This window comes from Streptomyces sp. NBC_01288 (assembly GCF_035982055.1).
Taxonomy (GTDB): domain Bacteria; phylum Actinomycetota; class Actinomycetes; order Streptomycetales; family Streptomycetaceae; genus Streptomyces.
In genome coordinates this window covers 10,098,694-10,118,138 of sequence record NZ_CP108427.1, presented here as the reverse complement: position 1 = coordinate 10,118,138, position 19,445 = coordinate 10,098,694, and the positions used below count along the sequence as shown (strand labels likewise).

Genomic DNA, 19,445 nt, shown 5'->3' with positions numbered 1-19,445 from the left:
ACCAATTTTTCGTACACCCCCCACACGGAGGTGAGTAGTGCTCGCCAGACTCATGCGTCGACTGGGTGCCGCGACCGCGGTGGCCACGATGGTCGCGCTGGCCACACCGGTGACGGCGGACGCCGCGGTGCCCGCCACGATCCCACTGAAGATCACCAACAACTCGGGCCGCGGCGACGCGGTCTACATCTACGACCTGGGCACCAACCTGGCCACCGGCCAGCAGGGTTGGGCCGACGCCAACGGCACGTTCCACGCCTGGCCGGCCGGTGGCAACCCGCCCACCCCGGCGCCGGACGCGTCGATCGCGGGCCCGGCGGCCGGGCAGTCCACCACCATCCGGATCCCCAAGTTCTCGGGCCGCATCTACTTCTCGTACGGCCAGAAACTGGTGTTCAAGCTGACGACCGGCGGTCTGGTGCAGCCGGCCGTGCAGAACCCGACGGACCCGAACCGCAACATCCTCTTCAACTGGTCCGAGTACACGCTGAACGACTCCGGGCTGTGGATCAACAGCACCCAGGTGGACATGTTCTCCGCGCCGTACGCGGTCGGGGTGCAGCGGTCCGACGGGTCCACGGCAACCACCGGGCATCTCAAGTCGGGTGGTTACACCGGGTTCTTCAACGCGCTGCGCGGGCAGCCGGGCGGCTGGGCCAACCTGATCCAGACCCGGTCCGACGGAACGGTTCTGCGAGCGCTCTCACCGACGTACGGGATCGAGACGGGCGCTCTGCCGAGCACCGTGATGGACGACTACATCAACCGGGTCTGGTCGAAGTACTCGTCGTCGACGCTGACCGTGACGCCGTTCGCCAACCAGCCGAACACCAAGTACTTCGGCCGGGTGTCGGGCAACGTCATGAACTTCACCAACAGTTCCGGGGCGGTCGTCACGACCTTCCAGAAGCCGGACGCGGCCAGCATCTTCGGCTGCTCCAAGTACCTGGACGCCCCCAACGACCTGGTGCGCGGCCCGATCTCACGCACGCTGTGCGCGGGCTTCAACCGCTCCACGCTCCTGGTCAACCCCAACCAGCCGGACACCTCGACGGCGAACTTCTACCAGGACGTGGTGACCAACCACTACGCCCGCAAGATCCACGCGCAGATGGCCGACGGCAAGGCGTACGCGTTCGCGTTCGACGACGTCGGCGCCCAGGAGTCCCTGGTGAACGACGGGAACCCGCAGCAGGCCTACCTGACGCTGGACCCGCTGAGCTGAGGACACCGGAACACCCCGCACGCCTGGGGGCGCGTGCGGGGTGCCGGACCTACAGGCGGATCAGCTGGTCGTGACGGCGGTGTCGTCGATGACGAAGCTGGTCTGGAGCGAGGAGTCCTCGACGCCGCTGAACTTCAGGGCGACCGTGGTCCCCGCGAAGGCCGACAGGCTGAAGGACTTCGCGACGTAACCGCTGGCCGCGTTGAGGTTGGAGTAGGTGGCCAGGGTGGTCGATCCGGCGGTGACCGTCAGCTTGTCGTAAGCCGTGCTGGTGGTCGTCTCCGCCGTGTCGATGTGGACGTAGAAGGTGAACGTCGTCCCCGTGCAGCCGCTCGGGACCGTCACCGACTGGGACAGCGTGTCGGTGTGGGTCGAGCCGTAGCCGTCGAGCCAGGCCTTGTACGAACCGGTACGGGCCGCCTGGCTGGTGGAGCTGGTGATGACGCCGCTGGTCGCGGTCCAGGTGGTGGCTCCCGACTCGAAGCCCGCGTTGCCCAGGAGCTGGGTCGAGGTGCAACTGCCGCCGCCGGTGGCGCTCACTGTCCAGGTGAAGGACGCTGTGCCGGTCGCGCCGGTGGAGTCGGTCACCGTGACGGTGGAGCTGTAGGTGCCCGCGGTCGTCGGGGTGCCGGTGATGGCGCCCGTGGAGCTGCTGATCGACAGTCCGGTCGGCAGTCCGGTAGCGGCGTACGTCAGGGTGCCGCTGTTGGTGCTGCTGGCCGTGACGGCGAGGCTCACCGCGGTGCCGACGGTGGAGGACTGGCTGCCCGGGTTGGTGACCGTGACGCCGGTGGTCGGCACGGTGATGTGGCTGCCGACGTTGATACCGGCGAAGGCGTTGCCGACTCCCGCGTACTGGGCGGAACTTGAGCCGTACAGCGACGCGGCGGCGCTGAGTGCGGCGGTGCGCGCTCCGGCGTAGTTGGTGCTGGACGTCATGTACGTCGTCAGCGCCTTGTACCAGATCTGCAGTGCCGCGGCCCGGCCGATGCCGGCGACGGCGACGCCGTCGGAGGTCGGGCTGTTGTAGGTGACGCCGTTGATGGTCTTGCTGCCGCTGCCCTCGGAGAGCAGGTAGAACATGTGGTTCGCCGGGCCCGAGGAGTAGTGCACGTCGAGGTTGCCGACGCCGGAGTACCAGCTGTCGGCGGAGCCGCCGTCCTTGTCGGGCTCGTCCATGTAACGCAGCGGCGTGCCGTCGCCGTTGATGTCGATCTTCTCGCCGATGAGGTAGTCGCCGACGTCGGTGGAGTTCGCCGCGTAGAACTCGACGCCCGTGCCGAAGATGTCGGAGGTCGCCTCGTTCAGGCCGCCGGACTCACCGCTGTAGTCGAGCCCGGCGGTGTTGGAGGTGACGCCGTGGCTCATCTCGTGGCCCGCCACGTCCAGCGAGGTCAGCGCGTGGGTGCTGCTGGTGCCGTCGCCGTACGTCATGCAGAAGCAGTCGTCGTCCCAGAAGGCGTTGACGTACGCCGTGCTGTAGTGGACGCGCGAGTAGGCGGCGACGCCGTCGTTCTTGATGCCGCTGCGGCCGAAGGTGTTCTTGTAGAAGTCCCACGTCATCTGCGCGCCGTAGGCCGCGTCCGCGCCGGCGGTCTGGGTGTTGGAGCCGGCGCCCGTACCCCACACGTCGTCGGAGTCGGTCATCAGCGTGCCGGTGCCGGACGTGCCGTTGCTGAGGCTGTACGTCTTGTGGCCGCCGCGCGTGGTGTCGTAGAGCTGGTAAGTGGAGCCGGAGAGCGTGGTGTTGAGGGTCACGGTACCGCTGTACTGGGTGTTGCCGGTGCCCGTCTTGATGCCCTGGTAGCGGTAGAGCTCCTTGCCGCTGGAGGCGTCCGTGACGACGTGCAGCTGGCTGGGCGTGCCGTCGTCCTGGAAACCGCCGATCACGGTCTCCCAGGCGAGCTTCGGGGTGCCGCTGCCGGCCCAGATGACCTTGCGGGCGCTGTCGGTGGAGGGGCTCTTGGCGTCGAGGGTCTTGGCGGTGGTGAGCGCCTTGGTCTCGGCTGCCGACTTGGAGAGGGACGCGGTGGTGGAGGCGACCGCGACGGTGCGCTTGTTGTTGAACGTGGCGCTCACGGTGCCCGTCGCAACGGAGGCGGGCGGGGTGTGCACGACGAGGTCGCCGCCGAGGACCGGGAGGCCCGCGTAGGTGCGCTCGTAGCGGGTGTGGACCGTGCCGTCGTTGTCCTTGACGACGTCCCGGACGACCAGCTTCTCCTTGGCGCCGAGGCCGAGGGTGCGGGCGGTCGTCGCGCTGTTCGCGGTGGCGCTCCTCACCAGGGCGGTGCGCTGGGCCGGGGTGAGCTTCGCCTCCAGGCTGCCGGTGAGCAACGGGCTCGGGTGGGGGGATGCGGGCTTCGCGGTCGCGGGCACCGACTGGATGCCGACGGCCAGGAAGGCGGCGGTGGAGACCAGGGCTCCTACCGCCATCCGCTTGCGGGGGATGCGTCTCACTCTTAACTCCTACTGCGACGACCGCGGACGCGGCCGGTGACAGACCGGGCAGCCGGGTCTGCTGTCCGGGAAGAGCCGAGCTGTGCGGGACCGGTACGAACTTTGACCAATCCGTGGAGGATCCGTGGGGGTGGCTGGGTGGAGGATGACAGTCTTGACCCGTCCATGTCACCCAGGTCAGGGGCACTCAAGGGTTTTCCCTCTGTCAGGGATTTCGCTACAAGTTCCGAAATTATTCGTGACGGCTGAGCCACGCCGGCGAAACAGACCCTTCCTAACGTCGCAGTCAGCCACAGAGGTCCCATCAGCCGCATTACGGCCGTCGGACCGATAACGCTGCTTTCCCCGAAAATCCCGGAACCCGAAAAGGGCGGGGCTCCGGAATTCCCTTCACTGTCCTCAGCGCCCCATGAGACAGGAGCCCCCGAGTGTCCGATCCCTCCCGCCGCGGCGTCCTCAGACTGTCCGCCGGCACCGCCCTGCTCGGCACCCTCGCCCTCGCGGGCTGTGGACGCGGCGACACCGCGACCGCCACCGCGAAAGCCACGGCCAAGCCGATCGACGACAGACCGGCCACCGGCACCGTCAACGTCTGGGCCGCGCAGGGCGACGCCGACGTCCTCGACAAGGTGATCAAGCCCTTCAAGGCGGCGAACCCGGACGTCACCGTCAAGTTCACGCTGATACCGAACTCCGAGTACTACACGAAACTCCAGGCGGCGATCGCGGCGGGCAAGGGCCCCGATGTGGCCCAGTTCTTCCCCGAGTCGCAGGCGCAGTTCCTCGACCCGTCGATCCTCCGGCCCGTGCCGGACGGACTCGTCGACTCCGGCGCCTTCTTCAAAAGCCTCTGGGACGCGGGGCTGGTCAAGGACGTCGCCTACACGGTGCCCTGGTACGCGTACACGTACGCCCTCGTCTACCGCGCCGACCTCGCCAGGAAGGCGGGCGTCGAGGCACCCACGACCTGGGCCGAAATGGTGCCGTTCTTCAAGGCGTTGAAGAGCGCCGGAGCCGTGCACGGCCTCGGCGCGGACAACGGCTGGGACATCTTCAACGGCCAGGACGTCGCGATGTACGCCTGGCAGGCGGGCGGCAACCTTCTCTCGTCCAGCGGCAGTTGGACGCTCGACACACCCGAGATGGTCGACGCCCTCAAGTACAACGCGTCGTTCTTCACCTCGGGTTCGGCCGACACCGCGACCCCCACCTTCCTCGACGCGCAGCCGTACTTCGTGTCCGGCAGGACGGCCACGATGATCACCGGTCCCTGGGTGCTCGGGCAGCTCGACACCGCCGCGAAGAAGACCGGCTGGACGGCGGCCCATGTCGCCACGGCACCGCTGCCGGCCGGTGCCTCGGGCAGCGTCTCCTTCTCCGCCGGGGGGACTTGGGGCGTCCTCGCCGACAGCGGGAACACGGAGGCGTCGTGGAAGTTCGTCCGCCACGTCGCGAAGCCGAGCACGCAGGTCGCGCAGTACTCGGCGTACGGCTCGCTGCCCGCGGTGATCTCCGCCTGGGACGCTCCGGCCGTCAAGAAGCAGCCCCTCCTCGACGCCTTCCTCACCCAGCTGAAGAACACCAAGGCCCTTCCGCAGGTGGGCACTTGGCAGCAGGTGGCCACCCGGCTGGGCAAGGAGACGGAGACCGTCGCGAAGGGCACACAGACCGCGGAGAAGGCCGCCGCGAGCATCCAGGCGTACGCCAAGAGCCTCGGCACGGGCGCGGAGTGAGCCGCGGATGACCACCACGCTCGTCCCGGGAGCGCGGCGCCGGGCACGCAACTCCCGTCGTACGGCGGTCGCTTGGCTGTTCCTCGCGCCGTTCGCCGTCGTGTTCCTTCTCTACACCGCGGTCCCCACGGTGGCCGCGCTCGGCTTCAGCCTGACCGACCTGCGCGGCTCCGACCTGCGCCACCCCCTCGCGGTCGACTTCACCGGCCTGGACAACTACCTGCGCCTGTTCCAGGACCCGACCTTCCTGCGGGACATCCTGAACACCGGCGTCTTCGTCGCCGTCGGCGTCCCGTCGACGATGGTGATCGGCTTCGCGCTGGCCGTCGCGCTGAACTCCGGGATCCGGCGGCTGCGTGGCGTGTTCCGTACGGTCTTCTTCGCGCCGGTCGTCACCAACGTCGTCGCGGTCGCCCTGATCTGGCAGTACGCCTTCAACGCGGGCGGCACCGTCAACAAGGCGCTGGGCTACATCGGTCTCGCCGGACCGAACTGGCTGGACGATCCGCACCTAGCGATGCCCGTGGTGATCCTGCTCGGCGTCTGGCGCAACTTCGGCACCGCGATGGTCCTGTTCCTCGCCGGACTTCAGGCCGTGCCGGAGGACGTGTACGAGGCCGCGGCGCTCGACGGGGCGGGCAGATGGCGGCAGTTGAGGCACATCACCCTGCCGCTGCTGCTGCCGACCACCCTCATGGTGTCGGTGCTGCTGACCGTCTTCTACCTCCAGGTCTTCGACGAGCCCTATCTCCTCACGGACGGCGGACCGTTGGGCTCCACCGAGTCCGTGTCGCTGTACACCTACCACCAGTTCGGATCCGGTCAACTGGGCATGTCCTCGGCCGCGTCCTTCGTGATGCTGCTGCTCGTGCTGCTGGTGAGTGTTGTCCAGTTCCGACTGCTGAGGCCCCGCACATGACCGCCGTAGCCGCGTCGTTGAACGACGCCGACGCCGACCTGATCGCCACAGCCGCCGAGGCCCCAATCGCCCTACGCACACCGTCCGTTGGCCGACCCCTCCTGTACGGCGCGTTGGTGCTGTGCGCGCTGCTCACGCTGCTGCCCTTCTTCTGGGTGGTCAGCGGTTCGCTGCGCGGACTCGACGAGTTCCGCTCCGACCCGGGCGCGTGGCTGCCGCGGCACGTCACGCTCGACAACTTCGGGCGGCTGTTCCGGACCGAGGGCTTCGGGCGCTTCCTCACCAACAGTGTCCTGGTCGCCCTCATGGTGGTGATCGGCAACATCGTGGCGGCCTCGGCGGCCGGATACGCCCTGGCCAAGCTGGAGTTCGCGGGCAAGCGGCTCGCGTTCGGGGCGGTGATGGCGGCGATGATGGTGCCGTTCACGACGGTGTTCGTCACCCAGTTCGTGATCACCGTCGACATGGGCCTCGCCGACACGCTCACCGGCATCGCGCTGCCCGGTGTTGCGCTGCCGCTCTCGGTGTTCATCATGCGGCAGTACGCGCAGTCGGTGCCCGACGAGTTGCTGGAGGCGGCGCGCATCGACGGCGCGGGCGAGTTCCGGATCTTCTTCCGGGTCTTCCTGCCGCTGGCCGGTCCCGCGGTCGCGACGATCACGATCATGTCGTTCCTGAACTCGTGGAACAACTTCATCTGGCCGCTCATCGTCGCCCAGAGCACGGCGAGTTACACCCTCCCGGTCGGCCTCGCCGCCACCAGCCAGGCGGCCCAGCACGTCACCGACTACGGACTGGTCCTCGCCGGCGCGATCGTCGTGATGCTGCCGGTCCTCGTGCTCTTCCTGTTCCTCCAGCGGTACTTCGTGCAGGGCATCGCCGGATCTGGGATGCGGTGACGCATGTGACCGAGACCTGTGGGTTCACGCCCGTCCCACGGGGCAGGTCCGAGGAGGCGGAGGGGTGTTGATGTCGGGGATGAACCAGAGCGCCGTGCGGCGCGTCAACACCTCGGTCGTCCTGCGCGCGCTCGCGGTGTCCGCGGGGCCCACGACACTGACCGCGCTCGCCGAGCGGGCCGGACTGTCCCGCCGTACCATCGAGCTGATCCTGGACTCCCTCGTCGAGGCGGGCTGGGTGGCCGAGTTGGAGCGGATACCGATCAGCGGCTCTGCCGGGCGACCGGCCCGGCGGTACGAACTGCGCGCGGAACACGCCCTGTTGGCCGCCGTCTACATCAACACCGCTGACGCCTCGGCCGTGATCGCCGACGTACGCGGCCGTATCGTCGGCCGGGCGCACCGCCCGCTGCGCGCCTACCAGGACCCGCGGGTCACGCTCGACGACGCGGCGGCCCTGGTACGGGAGGCGCTCGACGACGCGGGCGGATCACCGGAGCGGCTGCGCGCGGGCGCGGTGGCGGCCGGTGGCGCCATCGACGACGAGGGTGTCGTACGACGCCTGGTGCACACCACGCGCTGGGAAGGTGTGCATCTGCCCAAGGAGCTCGAACAGCGCGTCCGGATGCCCTGGTTCGCGGACAACGACTCCAACCTCGGTGCGCTGGCGGAGCGTTGGCGCGGTGTGGCCGGTGATCACGACAATGTCGTGTGGGCGATCCTCGGCAACCGGACCGGTCTCGGCATCCTGATCCGCGGGGCCGTACACCGGGGCCTGGACGGCGCGGCGGGTGAGATCGTCGAGGCGCGGTCGATCCCGACCGGCACGGTCCAGGACCGCCCGGTGGCGTTGCTGAGTTCACCGGAGGCGGCCCAACGCACAGTGGCGCGGGCCAGGTTCGAGGCCGCCCGGGCCGGGGACGCCGAAGCGCTCGCCGAGGTCGACGAGTTCGTCGAGAACATCACCTCCATCCTCACCACCCTGTCGTGGACGGTCGCGCCCTCGCTCATCGTGCTGGGCGGTGGTCTGGAGGACGCGGCCGATGTGCTGCTCCCCCGGGTGCGCGAGGCGATGCGCGCCGCCCGTACCCCCGCGATCGAACTGCGCGCCACCGGCCTGGGCCGCGACGCCGCGCTGATCGGGGCCGTAAAGCTGGCACTCGACCGCATGGACACCGAGTTGTTCGGCCCGCTCGTCCTCAGTCCCTAACTCCCCCCACAGCAACCGATCTTGGAGTCTCCCTGTGACCGACACCCCGCACACCGACGTCCTCATCGTGGGCAGCGGCATCATGGGTTCCGTGGTGGCCCGGCTGCTGCGGGAGAGCGATCCGGGGCTGGGCATCACGATGGTCGACGGCGGCAGCGCGATCGGCGAGGCGCCCGGGCTGCATCTGCACGACGTCGCCGACCCGGACGTCTGGTCGCGGTACAACGAGCGGGTCGCATCCGGCATCCAGGGCATGTACACCGGCGCCGAGGTGGTGCGCGAGGTCGCGGACAGCCTCGCCGGACTGACGCCCGGCATGTTCCACGCGCTGGCCTTCGGCGAGGACGCCGAGGCGATGCCGGCGACCGCGCTGGCGTGGAACGCCGGCGGCATGGGCGTCCACTGGACCGCCGCGACTCCGTGGCCGGCCGGACCCGAGGTCTTCGACTTCGGCGACCCGGCCCGCTGGGAGGCCGACCTGGACACCGCGCGCCGCCTGCTCGCCGTCTCCCCCTCCCCCATCGGCCCGACCGAGGTCGGCCGGACCGTCCTCGACGTCCTGCGCCGCCGCTACGACGACACCTCACCCGCCGACCGGCGCCCGCAGCCGATGCCCATGGCCGTCACGCCGACGGACTCGGGCCCCATGCCGCGCACGGCGCCGGGGACGATCTTCCCGGCGATCGCGGCGGACGACGACCCGGCGTTCACGCTGCTGACGGGGACCCTTGCGACCCGGTTGCTCATCTCGGACGGCCGGACCACCGGAGCCCGACTGCGCCGCGTCGCCGACGGCACCGAGTCCGCGCTCCACGCGGACACCGTGATCGTGTGCGCCGACGCGCTGCGCACCCCCCAACTGCTGTTCGCCTCGGGCATCCGCCCCGGCGCGCTGGGCCGTTACCTCAACGAGCACGCGTTCATCACCGCCCAAGTGCTCCTGGACCTGGACCGGTTCGGGATCGCCCTGGACGATCTGCCGCTCGCGCGCACCGGCGAGTTCAGCACGGACTCACTGTGGGTGCCGCAGAACGGGTCGGCACAGCCGTTCCACGGCCAGATCATGAACCGGACGTACGTCGACGAGGACGGCCGCCCGCTCGCCCACGCCGTGGGTCTGTCGCTGCTCGTCCCTGTCGAGTCGCGCCCCGAACACCGGCTCGTCTTCTCCGAGTTGGAGACCGACCTGGCTGGACTGCCGCGTATCGGTGTCGAGTTCGCGTACACGGACACGGACCGTGCGCTGATCGACCGGGGGCTCGCCGAAGTCCGGTCGCTGGCGGAGGAGTTCGGCCCCTTCGACCCCGCGACCGAACTCGCCCTGCTCCCGCCCGGCTCGTCCCTGCACCTGACCGGTACCGTCCGCTCGGGCACCGCCGACGACGGCACCAGCGTGTGCGACCCGGACGGCCGGGTGTGGGGCTTCGACAACCTGTACGTCGCCGGCACCGGCGTGATCCCCACTCCGATGGCCGCCAACGTGACGCTCACCGGCGCGGTGACCGCCGTACGGACCGCCCGTGCGGTGACCACCCGCACCGCGCCGCTCGCCGCGCGCTGAGAGGAAGCCCGAACGTGAAGGAAGCCCGAACGTGATCGACATCGTGAAGGAATACCGCGTGGCGCTGCCCGCGTGGATCGACGACGAGCTGACCGACGTGCCCGCCGTCGTCCCCGGCCGCGAGGACCGGATGCGCCTCGTGCACCGGCTCGCGGACCGCAACTGGCGGGAGGGGAACGGCGGTCCGTTCGCGGCTCTCGTCGCCGAGCGCGACTCCGGCCGGATCGTCTCGGTCGGCGTGAACATCGTGCTCGCCTCCGGAGTCTCCAGCGCCCACGCGGAGGTCATGGCCCTCGGCCTGGCCCAAATGGCCACCGGAGGCTGGGACTTGGGCGCCACCGGCCTCCCGACCCACGAGCTGGTCGTCAACTGGCGCCCCTGCGTCCAGTGTTACGGCGCCACCTTGTGGTCCGGGGTGCGCGGTCTGGTGGTCGCGGGCGAGGGCCTGGAGCTGGAGGAGATCACCACGTTCGACGAGGGCCCGCTCGGCGCGGACTGGGCCGAGCAGTTCGAGGCGCGGGGCATCGAGGTCGTAGGAGACGTTCTCCGGGAGGAGGCGCTGACGGTGTTCCGGAACTACCGCGAGGCCGTCGACGAGGCGGACGGTGTCGTCGTCTACAACGCGCGCGGAGGTGCCGAGTGACCCCGCGTTTCGCGACCGATGTCGTCACCTTCTACCACCCGGACTTCTGGGATCTCCCCTCCGCGGACGCCGTACGCGCGTGGGCGCTGGCTCATCCCGAGCGTTTCTGGGAACGGGTGATGGACGCGCTGGACGAGGCAGGCGTCACGGGCATCGAACTCACCTTCGCGCCGGGCGACATCGAGTCGGCGCTGCGGGCCTTCGGCAGCGCGCAGGGCTTCCGCCGCGAGCTGGTGTCCCGGGGGCTGGCCGTCGTGAGCGCGTTCGTCGCCGGGGACGACAGCCCCGACTGGCGGGACGCCGACAACCTGCCCGCGATCGTCTCCGACGCCGAACGACGCGCGGCCTTCCTCGTCGATGTGGGGGCCGAACTCCTCGTCGCAGGACTCCCCATGCGCACGACGTTCGGAACCCGGCCGCCCCTCTTCGTCGACGCCCCGTTCATGACCCGCATGGCCGACATCGCCCACGCGGTGGGCGAGGCCGTCTCCCGGCAGGGCGTGCGGCTCGCCTTCCATACGGAGTCCAACAGCACGCTCTGGTACGAGCGCGACATCGACCTGTTCATGGCCTTCACCGATCCGCGCTACGTCTGGCTGTGCCCCGACTCCTGCCACATCGCGCTCGGCGGTGGTGATCCGGTGGCCGTGGCACGTCGTCACGCGCGGCGTGTCGCCCTGGCGCACTGGAAGGACGCGGTCAGGCCCATCGACGTGGAGCTCACGATCGACGAGACGGTCTTCGCCCAACAGCAGCCCTACATGGCCGAGTTGGGCTCGGGCATCGTCGACTGGAAGGGCTGGGCCGACGTGATGTCCCGTACACCCGGCGCCGACACGGTGCTCATCGAACTGGACGAGGCGGCCGATCCGGTCGCCGCGTTGCTGGCGGGGAGGGCGGTGGCGTCGTCGGTGCTGCCGTGACCGGGGGCACAACTGCCGTGGCAGAACGGTCACTTGATACGATCCGATCATGCCGCGCCTGGTGGATGTCCCTGGGTACGTACGCTTCTGGACCGCCTCCGCGATCTCGTCGTTCGGCTCGCAGATCACCGGACTGGCGCTACAGATCCTCACCGCCGTCACGCTCAGCGCGTCCGCCACGGAGGTGGGTCTGGTCAGCGCGGCCCGCTGGGCGCCCTATCTGCTCTTCGGGCTCGTGGCCGGGGTACTGGTGGACCGCTGCCGGCGCAGGCCGGTCATGGTGGCCATGGACCTCGGCCGGGCCGTCCTCCTCGGCGCGATCCCGCTGCTGTACGCCCTGGACCGGCTCAGCATCGCCGCGCTGTGCGCGTGTGTCTTCGCCTTCGGGGTGCTCTGTCTGTTCTTCGACGCGGCCAACCACTCCTACGTACCGCAGCTGGTCCCCAAGGAACTCCTCAACGCGGGCTATGCCCGGGTGGGGCAGGCCGACGCGGCGGCCGGATCGACCGGGCCGCTGATCGCCGGAGTGCTGATCAGGGTGGTCGGCGCGCCGCTGGCCGTGCTCGTGGACGCGGTCAGCTATCTGGTGTCCGGCCTGTTGCTCACCTCGGTGCGGGCCTACGACCCGGTTCCCGACCGAGGCGCCCGGCGCAGTCTCGTGACCGAACTGCGCGAGGGCGTGGCCTGGGTCTACCGCCATCGGACCCTGGCCTCCATCGCGCTGACCTCGCACCTGATGCTCCTCTTCAACACCGTCGTCAGCACGGTCTTCGTGGTCTTCGCACTGCGTGACCTGAGGATCGGGGACTTCGGTCTGGGCGTGACGTACGCCTGCGCGGGCCTCGGCGGAGTGATCGGCGGCGCGTTCTCCGCACGCGCGGCGCGGAGGTTCGACGTCGCCGCCGTCCTGATCGCGGGCCGTCTCGTCGCCGCCGTCGGCTGGCTGCCCCTGGTCCTCGCCCACCGGGGACCGTGGGCCCTGGTCTCCGTCTCGCTGGCCTTCTTCGTGGTCTCCGGCGCCATCTCGCTCGAAAGCCCGGTCGAGATGAGCTACCGCCAGGCGGTCACGCCCGAGCGGCTGCGGGGACGGATGAACGCCACGATCCGCTCCTTCAACTGGGGCACGGTCGCGATCGGCGCACCCCTGGGCGGCCTCCTCGCCGACCGGGTCGGCTATCGGTTCGCCCTGTGGGTGGGCCTGTCCGGGGCGGTCCTCCAGGCACTCCTGCTCGCCGTGTCCCGGACCCGGGAGGCCCGCGACACCGACGGGGTCGAGCCTCTCGTACGGGCCTGAGCACACGGCCGGTGCCCGACATGCGCCCCACCGGAAGCCGGGGGATGCTGGGAGGGCCAACGCACGTCCGAAGGAGGACAGCCATGTCGTTCATGGACAAGGTCAAGGGAATGCTGGGCCAACACCCCGACCAGGCCAAGCAAGGCGTGGAACGGGCGGGAGACATGGTCGACAAGCGCACGGGCGGCAAGCACGCCAAGCAGGTCGACACGGCCCAGGACAAGGCCAATGACTTCATCGACCGCGAGAAGCCGCAACAGCCCTGACCGCTTCTGTCCCCGTATCGACCTCGATGCGACCCAAGTGCACCCCGGAAACCACAGAGTTAATCGACTGCTGATGTGAAAGCCTTGCGCGCCCCGGGCCCGATCCGTACATACTCCCCCCACAAGAAGCCACAACTCTGGGGGGAGTTGGCTCATGCAAGGCACGATCGACGGGTTCCGCTACGGTGCGGTGACCCCGGTGGCGGCCTATCTGATGGCCTGCCTGGGAGGGGCTCTGGGGCTGCGCTGTGTGGTGCGGTCCCTGCACAACAGACAGTCATGGAAGGCGGGTTGGCTCGCGCTCGGCGCGACGTCGATCGGCAGCGGCATCTGGACGATGCACTTCATCGCGATGATCGGCTTCCAGGTCGAGGAGACCCGGATCGGCTACGACGTCGGCCTCACGGTGCTGAGTCTGGCCGTGGCGATCGTCGTGGTCGGCATCGGCGTGTTCGCCGTGGGCTACCGCGGCGCGACCGCTGGGACGCTCTCCGCGGCCGGCGTCATCACCGGATTAGGAGTCGCCGCCATGCACTATCTGGGCATGGCGGCCCTGAAGTTGAACGGCGACATCGAGTACCGGACCAGCACGGTCGCGCTCTCCGTGGTGATCGCGATCGTCGCCGCCACGGCGGCCCTGTGGGCGGCCGTCTCCATCCGGGGCTTCCTGGCGAGCCTGGGCGCCAGCCTGGTGATGGGCGTGGCCGTGTCCGGGATGCACTACACGGGCATGGCCGCCGTGAGCGTCCATCTGCACGGCACCGGCGGGGCGTGGACGGGCGACTCCGCCAACTCCATTCTGCTGCCCATGCTGTTGGGACCGGCGATCTTCCTGCTGCTGGCCGGGGTCGTCGTGATGTTCGATCCGCTGCTGGTGATGGGCGAGGGCGACTGGGACCGCTCCTTCGCCCGCCACCCGGTCGGCCCGGACACCGGCGGCAAGCGGCCCGCCCAGCGCCCCGACTCCCTTTTCGACACGCAGGACCGCCCGGCGGCCGGCCGACCAGGCGGGTACGAGAGCCCGCCCGCCCCACCGGGCAGCCGCCGGAGCCGAAGCCGGACCACCCGCAGAAACCCCGCCGCCCCGGCACCGGGCCGACCGGCCCCGTACGGCGGCCCCGCCATCCCGTCGCCGCCCAATCCCCGCGGCGCCCACAACACCCCTGCCGCTCCCCGACGCGGGCGCCCCGATCCGTACGGCACCCCGCCACGCCCCGGGGAGTGGTGACCAACACCGCGCGCCACAGCCCGACTTGAGCGGCCCATCGCCGTAGCCGTCACGTGGCCCTACGGCAGGCTCAGTTGGGCGCGCCCGGCGGCACCCGGGGCAGCGGGTCGACCCGCACCGATCCGGCGTCGGCGAGGAACGCCCGGATCAACTCACCCGCCTCACCCGCCTGTTCGTCGCCCTGGCACCGCAGCTCCGTGCCGAACCGTCGCACGGCGCCGCGCAGTGCCATGCGTACCGGCGCGTGGAGAGCCGTGTCGTCGAGCAGGGTCAGCAGGTGGTTCAGGAGGGTCCAGTCCGCCGCGTGCTGCACGGCGGCCCCGCCGGGCAGTTCGCCGGGTACCGGGTCGGTACGGCGCCAGGTGGTGGCGAGGAGCGCGTCGACGATGTCGGTGACACCGGGCGCCGCGGGGTCGGCGGCATGCTGCCAGGCCGCCCGGTTGAGCCGGGCCGGGTCCAGCAGCTGCTCCGTGACCAGTGCGGTCGCGACCCGTACGGCCTCGAAGGGGTCGAAGATCCGCCCGGCACCCGTGTCGAGGTACTGCTCCGTCCGGTCGTAGCGGATCGCGGGCGGGGTGAGCGTGTCCAACACCGCGCGGGGAAGGGCCAGTTGCTCGGCGCGCAACAGTTCGGCGAGCCGGGTCAGTGCCGTGTGCTGGGTGGCCGCGTCGACGGCCCGCACACCTCGGCCGTCCTCGCCCGCGAGACCGTACGCGTAGCGCACCCCGCCCACCAGCCGGGCCACGGCTGCCACCTCGTGCCGGTGCAGGAGGTGCAACAGGACGGCCCGTTCCTCCAGTTCACCGGTCTGCCGGTCGGGCGGCAGCACCCCGAGGGAGAACCCGTCCAGGGCGATACGGCGGACCCGCAGCATCGCCTCCAGCGCCTCGACGGCGTCCGGCCCGGTCACCCAGGTCACGGCGTCGGCGTGGGCGGCGTTCGGGCCCTGGGCGTCCTCGTCGGAGAGGTAGATCAGGCCCGACTCGGCCGCCTCGCGGCGCAGTTGGGCGAGCGCGGTCTCCTCCGCGCCGTCGTCGAACCGGCCGTAGCCGTGCGCGACCAGGAAATGGTCCCACGGCCCGAGTCCCGTGCCGTACGCGGCGGACAGGTCGAGATCACCCTCCTCCGTGACCTGGACGCGGGCGTGCGGGTAGTCCATGACGGACGGCTCGGGGTGTCCCGTACTGGCGAAGTTGTGCATGAAGCCGAGCGCGTGGCCGATCTCGTGCGCGGCGAGCTGACGCAGCCGGGCGAGCACCAACTCCTCGACGGCGGCGAGCCGTTCGGCCTCGTCCGGGCGGCCGTAGGGGGCGAGGAGGGACTCACCGAGCGCGCGGACCTGTTCGACGCGCTGGGAGCCGAGGCGGACCCGGGCGTGCAGGATCTCGCCGGTGCGCGGGTCGGTCAGGCCCTGGCCGAGGGACCAGCCGCGGCCCGCCCGGTGCACCCAGACCACCCCGTTGACGTCAACGTCGTACGGGTCGAAGCCGTCACCGCCGGGCTCGACCCGGTAGGCGTCGGGGAGTCCGATCCGGGCGAAGGCCTGCCGCCACCAGTTGCCGCCCTCGACGACCGCCGAGCGGAAGGGTTCGGGGACGGCCGGGTCGATCTGGAAGACGATCGGGGCGCCGCCGGGTTCCGCGCGGAAGCGGGGCTGGAGCTTGACCTGGGTGCTCGCCCGGCCGACGCGGCCGTGGTCGGCGTGGCCGATGCCGTAGCCGCCCGAGGCGGGGTGGTAGCGCCGGACGGGCAGCGGGGAGGCGGGCAGTCGCAGCAGGTTCAGCTGCTGCACGACGGTGAGGGCGCGCGGGTCGGCGGCGACGGCACGGACCGCCGAACCGCGGCCGGGGCCCCGGAAGGTGAGCAGCGCGGGCAGCCGGACGGCGGTGGGTCCGGTGCGGCTGTCGGCGACCAGCGGGAGGCTCGTGGACGTGTCGATCGCGTAGTCGCCCTGCTCGCGTGCGTACAGGTGCTCGGCGATTCCGTCGTGGTCGGCGAGGACGAGCCCGGTGGCGTCGACGACCGCCGCGCCGTTCTCCTCGCGCAGCACGGGCCCGCTCCACAGCACGGACAGTGCGAACGACTCGTCCCCGGCCCGTACGGCGGCCGCGTCGCCGGAGGTCAGGAAGTGCTTGTTGCGGACGGCGAACAGGACCCGGTCGCCGACCCGGCGGAACTCCGCGAGCCAGGTCCGGCCCGCCTTCCCCCGGTCCAGCCACAGGTCGCTGGAGCCCAGCCCCTGGGAGAGCGAGACGGTGAGGAGGAAGGGTTCGTCGAAGCGGCGGATGCCCAACAGCAGCCTGTCCGAACGGAGTTCGGGGTCGGGGATGAGGTCGATGAAGTCGGCTTCGCCGGGCATACGGGGGCCTTTCGGTTGAGCAACGTCGAGTTGATGTTGCCAGGCCCCTGCCTCTCGTACCGCGTTGGCTCGTTGTTACGGTTCACCGGTGTCTGAATCTTCACGCGATACTCCCGAGGGCGCCGGTTGGGGCACCGCGGAGCGCGGCGCGTATCAGCAGCTCATGCCGTCCCATGTCGAGAAGGTCTCGTGGCTCAGCCCGAAGACTCTCTGGGCCGCGCGCAACGGCGTGTTGGCCTCCTGGTTCGGGGACCCGACCGGCTCCACCCGCGGCCGTTGGGTGGCGCAGCGCGCGGAGGCCGGCGCTGCCGCCGACAAGGTGATCCGGCGCGACGATCCGGACACCTTCTCCTTCATGGTCATCGGTGACACGGGCGAGGGCGACGATCCCCAATACGCCGTCGTGCCGGGCTTTCTGAAGGCCGGTCAGGACACGGCGTTCGCGGTCGTCGCCAGTGACGTCATCTATCCCGTCGGCACCGCGGACGACTACGAGACGAAGTTCTTCCGCCCGTACCAGGGCTATCCGGCGCCCATCTACGCGATACCCGGCAACCACGACTGGTACGAGGGCCTCGGCGGTTTCATGCGCGTCTTCTGCGACGACGCGCCCGCGCTGCCCGCACCGAAGGCGCCGCGCCCGCTGACGCGCGCCTGGTTGCGCTCGCTGCTGTGGCACCGGCCCAGCCCCTCCGACGGCGAACGCCTGGACAAGGCAAGGGAGTTGCGTTCCTCGCCGGTCCAACAGGCCGTGCAGCCGGGCCCGTACTGGGCGATCGACGCGGGTCCGGTGCGCATCATCGGTATCGACACGGGCCTGTTGGGCACGATCGACGCCGAACAGGGCGCCTGGCTGCGCGAGGTGGCGAAGGGAACCACGCCGAAGATCCTCATCACCGGTTCGCCCCTGTACGTGGACGGCGAGCACCACCCGTGCGCCATCGAGGGCGGCGGCACGGTCGACGACATCGTCAGCGATCCGGCCCACCACTTCGTCGCGGCGATCGGCGGCGACATCCACAACTACCAGCGGTATCCGGTGCAGTTGGCGGACGGCCGCACGCTCCAGTACGTGGTCTCGGGCGGCGGCGGCGCGTTCATGCACGCGACGCACACCGTGCCGCGCGTCGACATCGCGGACGTGACCGAGCAGAATTTCCGCTGCTACCCGCTGCGCGGCGACTCCCTGGCCTTCTACAGCAGGCTGTACGGGCGCCGCCTGCATCTGCGCCGCTTCTTCACCCTGACCGAGGCCGAGGCGTCGGCCGTGATCTGCAAGCGGCTCGGCATCCCACCGACCCGTACCCCGGGCCCGCCCGTCCGGATCACCCGCCGCATCCGCCTGGTCGCGAGTCTGCTGGGCGCCGGGAGCCGTCCCGACCGCCGCTCGCGCTTCCGCCTTCCGGTGCGCAAGATCTACACGCAGCTCTTCTCGCCCAGCTCGGTGACGTACAGCCCACCGTTCTTCAAGTGCTTCCTGCGGCTGGACGTCACCCCGGACGCGATCCGCCTGCGCTGCTTCGCGGCCACCGGCAACCACGCACAGGAGATCGACCCGCCGGTCGAGGACGAGATCACCATCCCGCTGCACTGATCACACGCCCGCAACGTTCGCCTGTCACCATCAGGACAGAACAGAACCGACGTACGACCGCCGGAGGAGCCCGTGCCGCCCACCTCACGCCCGCTGCGCAAGCTGGGCTTCCTCACGATCGGCCTCTTCGACGAGGCCGATCCACGCCGGGGCCACGAGTCGACGCTGGAGATCATCGAACTGGGCGAGCGCCTCGGCTTCGACAGTGCGTGGCTGCGCCACCGCCACCTCCAGTACGGCATCTCCTCCCCCGTCGCCGTGATGGCGGCGGCCTCGCAGCGCACCAGCCGTATCGAACTCGGCACGGCGGTGATCCCGCTCGGCTGGGAGAACCCGCTGCGGCTGGCGGAGGACCTGGCGACCGTCGACATCCTGTCCGGGGGCCGTATCAACCCGGGCGTGAGCGTCGGCCCGCCGATGCATTTCGAGCAGCTCAAGGAGGCGCTGTACCCCGACACGGCCGACGTCGAGGACTTCGGCTACGAGCGGGTGCGCCGGCTGCTGGACTTCGTGCGGGGCAAATCGGCCACCGACTTCAGCGGGGTCGAGGGGTTCGAGGCCACGCGGCGGCAGCCGCAAATCGAATACAGCTCCGACCGGGTCCAGCCGCACTCCCCCGGTCTGGGCCGTCGCCTCTGGTACGGCGGCGGCAGCGCAAGCTCGGCGAAGTGGGCGGGCGAGCACGGCATGAACTTCCTCACGAGCAGTGTCGTCAAGGCCGAAGGGCCGGACGAGTCAAGGGACTTCGCTGAGATCCAGCTCTCCCACGTCCGCACGTTCCGCGCCCACCACCCCGACGGAGACGCGGCCCGCGTCTCCCAGGGCCTGGTGGTCATCCCGACCGACTCCGCGTCGCCCGAACAGCGCGCGAAGTACGAGGAGTTCGCCCGCAAGCGCACTCCCCGTACGACGTCACCGCAGGGGCCGGCCCGGTTGATGTTCGCGCCGGACATCGTCGGCACCTCCGACGAGATCGCCGAACTCCTGCACGCGCACGCCGCGTTCAGGGAGATCGACGAGGTGGCGTTCGCGCTGCCGTTCACGTTCGAGCACGAGGACTACGTGCAGATCCTCACGGACATGGCGACGAAGCTGGGGCCGGCACTCGGGTGGAAGCCCACCGTCTGACCTCGG

The 19,445-nt window shown here is 70.3% G+C and carries 15 protein-coding genes; 13 read left to right on the top strand and 2 right to left on the bottom strand.

What is annotated here, in order from left to right:
* The first annotated feature begins 37 nt into the window (after positions 1-37).
* Entirely contained in the window at positions 38-1,225 is a 1,188-nt protein-coding gene (locus OG194_RS45560) for a glycoside hydrolase family 64 protein (protein ID WP_327406605.1), read from the top strand.
* Between the two features lie 60 nt (positions 1,226-1,285).
* Here OG194_RS45560 and OG194_RS45555 read toward each other — a convergent pair whose 3' ends face one another.
* Positions 1,286-3,682: a M4 family metallopeptidase gene (locus tag OG194_RS45555; protein ID WP_442811764.1), complete on the bottom strand. Its 2,397-nt coding sequence runs from the start codon at positions 3,680-3,682 to the stop codon at positions 1,286-1,288.
* Positions 3,683-4,110: 428 nt separating this feature from the next.
* On the opposite strand from OG194_RS45555, the gene OG194_RS45550 reads away from it, so the two are divergent.
* The 10 genes from OG194_RS45550 to OG194_RS45505 all read left to right on the top strand — a co-directional run bounded on the left by OG194_RS45550 (position 4,111) and on the right by OG194_RS45505 (position 14,358).
* Positions 4,111-5,415 carry an extracellular solute-binding protein gene (locus OG194_RS45550; protein ID WP_327406604.1) on the top strand — a complete coding sequence of 435 codons (1,305 nt, stop codon included), beginning with the start codon at positions 4,111-4,113 and terminating at the stop codon, positions 5,413-5,415.
* A 7-nt stretch (positions 5,416-5,422) separates the two neighbouring features.
* Positions 5,423-6,334, top strand: a complete 912-nt coding sequence (locus OG194_RS45545; protein ID WP_327406603.1) for a carbohydrate ABC transporter permease — start codon at positions 5,423-5,425, stop codon at positions 6,332-6,334.
* The gene (locus OG194_RS45540; protein WP_327406602.1) at positions 6,331-7,233 is read left to right on the top strand and encodes a carbohydrate ABC transporter permease; all 903 of its coding nucleotides are present in this window, start codon (positions 6,331-6,333) and stop codon (positions 7,231-7,233) included. The genes OG194_RS45545 and OG194_RS45540 overlap by 4 nt, the downstream gene beginning before the upstream one ends.
* Before the next feature lie 79 nt (positions 7,234-7,312).
* Positions 7,313-8,443, top strand: a complete 1,131-nt coding sequence (locus OG194_RS45535) for an ROK family transcriptional regulator (RefSeq protein ID WP_327407413.1) — start codon at positions 7,313-7,315, stop codon at positions 8,441-8,443.
* 34 nt (positions 8,444-8,477) lie between these two features.
* Positions 8,478-10,004, top strand: a complete 1,527-nt coding sequence (locus tag OG194_RS45530; protein WP_327406601.1) for a GMC oxidoreductase — start codon at positions 8,478-8,480, stop codon at positions 10,002-10,004.
* Positions 10,005-10,035: 31 nt separating this feature from the next.
* Positions 10,036-10,647 (top strand): nucleoside deaminase, encoded by a 612-nt coding sequence (locus OG194_RS45525; RefSeq protein ID WP_327406600.1) that lies wholly within the window; start codon positions 10,036-10,038, stop codon positions 10,645-10,647.
* The gene (locus tag OG194_RS45520; protein WP_327406599.1) at positions 10,644-11,570 is read left to right on the top strand and encodes a sugar phosphate isomerase/epimerase family protein; all 927 of its coding nucleotides are present in this window, start codon (positions 10,644-10,646) and stop codon (positions 11,568-11,570) included. Before OG194_RS45525 ends, OG194_RS45520 begins: the two co-directional genes overlap by 4 nt.
* Positions 11,571-11,619: 49 nt before the next feature.
* Entirely contained in the window at positions 11,620-12,864 is a 1,245-nt protein-coding gene (locus OG194_RS45515; RefSeq protein WP_327406598.1) for an MFS transporter, read from the top strand.
* Positions 12,865-12,947: 83 nt separating this feature from the next.
* Positions 12,948-13,130, top strand: coding sequence for an antitoxin (locus OG194_RS45510; protein ID WP_327406597.1), 183 nt, complete (start codon positions 12,948-12,950; stop codon positions 13,128-13,130).
* 154 nt (positions 13,131-13,284) lie between these two features.
* Entirely contained in the window at positions 13,285-14,358 is a 1,074-nt protein-coding gene (locus OG194_RS45505; RefSeq protein WP_327406596.1) for an MHYT domain-containing protein, read from the top strand.
* Between the two features lie 70 nt (positions 14,359-14,428).
* Here OG194_RS45505 and OG194_RS45500 read toward each other — a convergent pair whose 3' ends face one another.
* Positions 14,429-16,717 carry a zinc-dependent metalloprotease gene (locus OG194_RS45500; protein WP_327406595.1) on the bottom strand — a complete coding sequence of 763 codons (2,289 nt, stop codon included), beginning with the start codon at positions 16,715-16,717 and terminating at the stop codon, positions 14,429-14,431.
* 88 nt (positions 16,718-16,805) lie between these two features.
* Between OG194_RS45500 and OG194_RS45495 the strand changes: the two genes are divergently transcribed.
* Positions 16,806-18,311 (top strand): metallophosphoesterase family protein, encoded by a 1,506-nt coding sequence (locus OG194_RS45495; protein WP_327406594.1) that lies wholly within the window; start codon positions 16,806-16,808, stop codon positions 18,309-18,311.
* Between the two features lie 72 nt (positions 18,312-18,383).
* Positions 18,384-19,439 carry an LLM class flavin-dependent oxidoreductase gene (locus OG194_RS45490; protein WP_327406593.1) on the top strand — a complete coding sequence of 352 codons (1,056 nt, stop codon included), beginning with the start codon at positions 18,384-18,386 and terminating at the stop codon, positions 19,437-19,439.
* Positions 19,440-19,445: the final 6 nt, after the last annotated feature.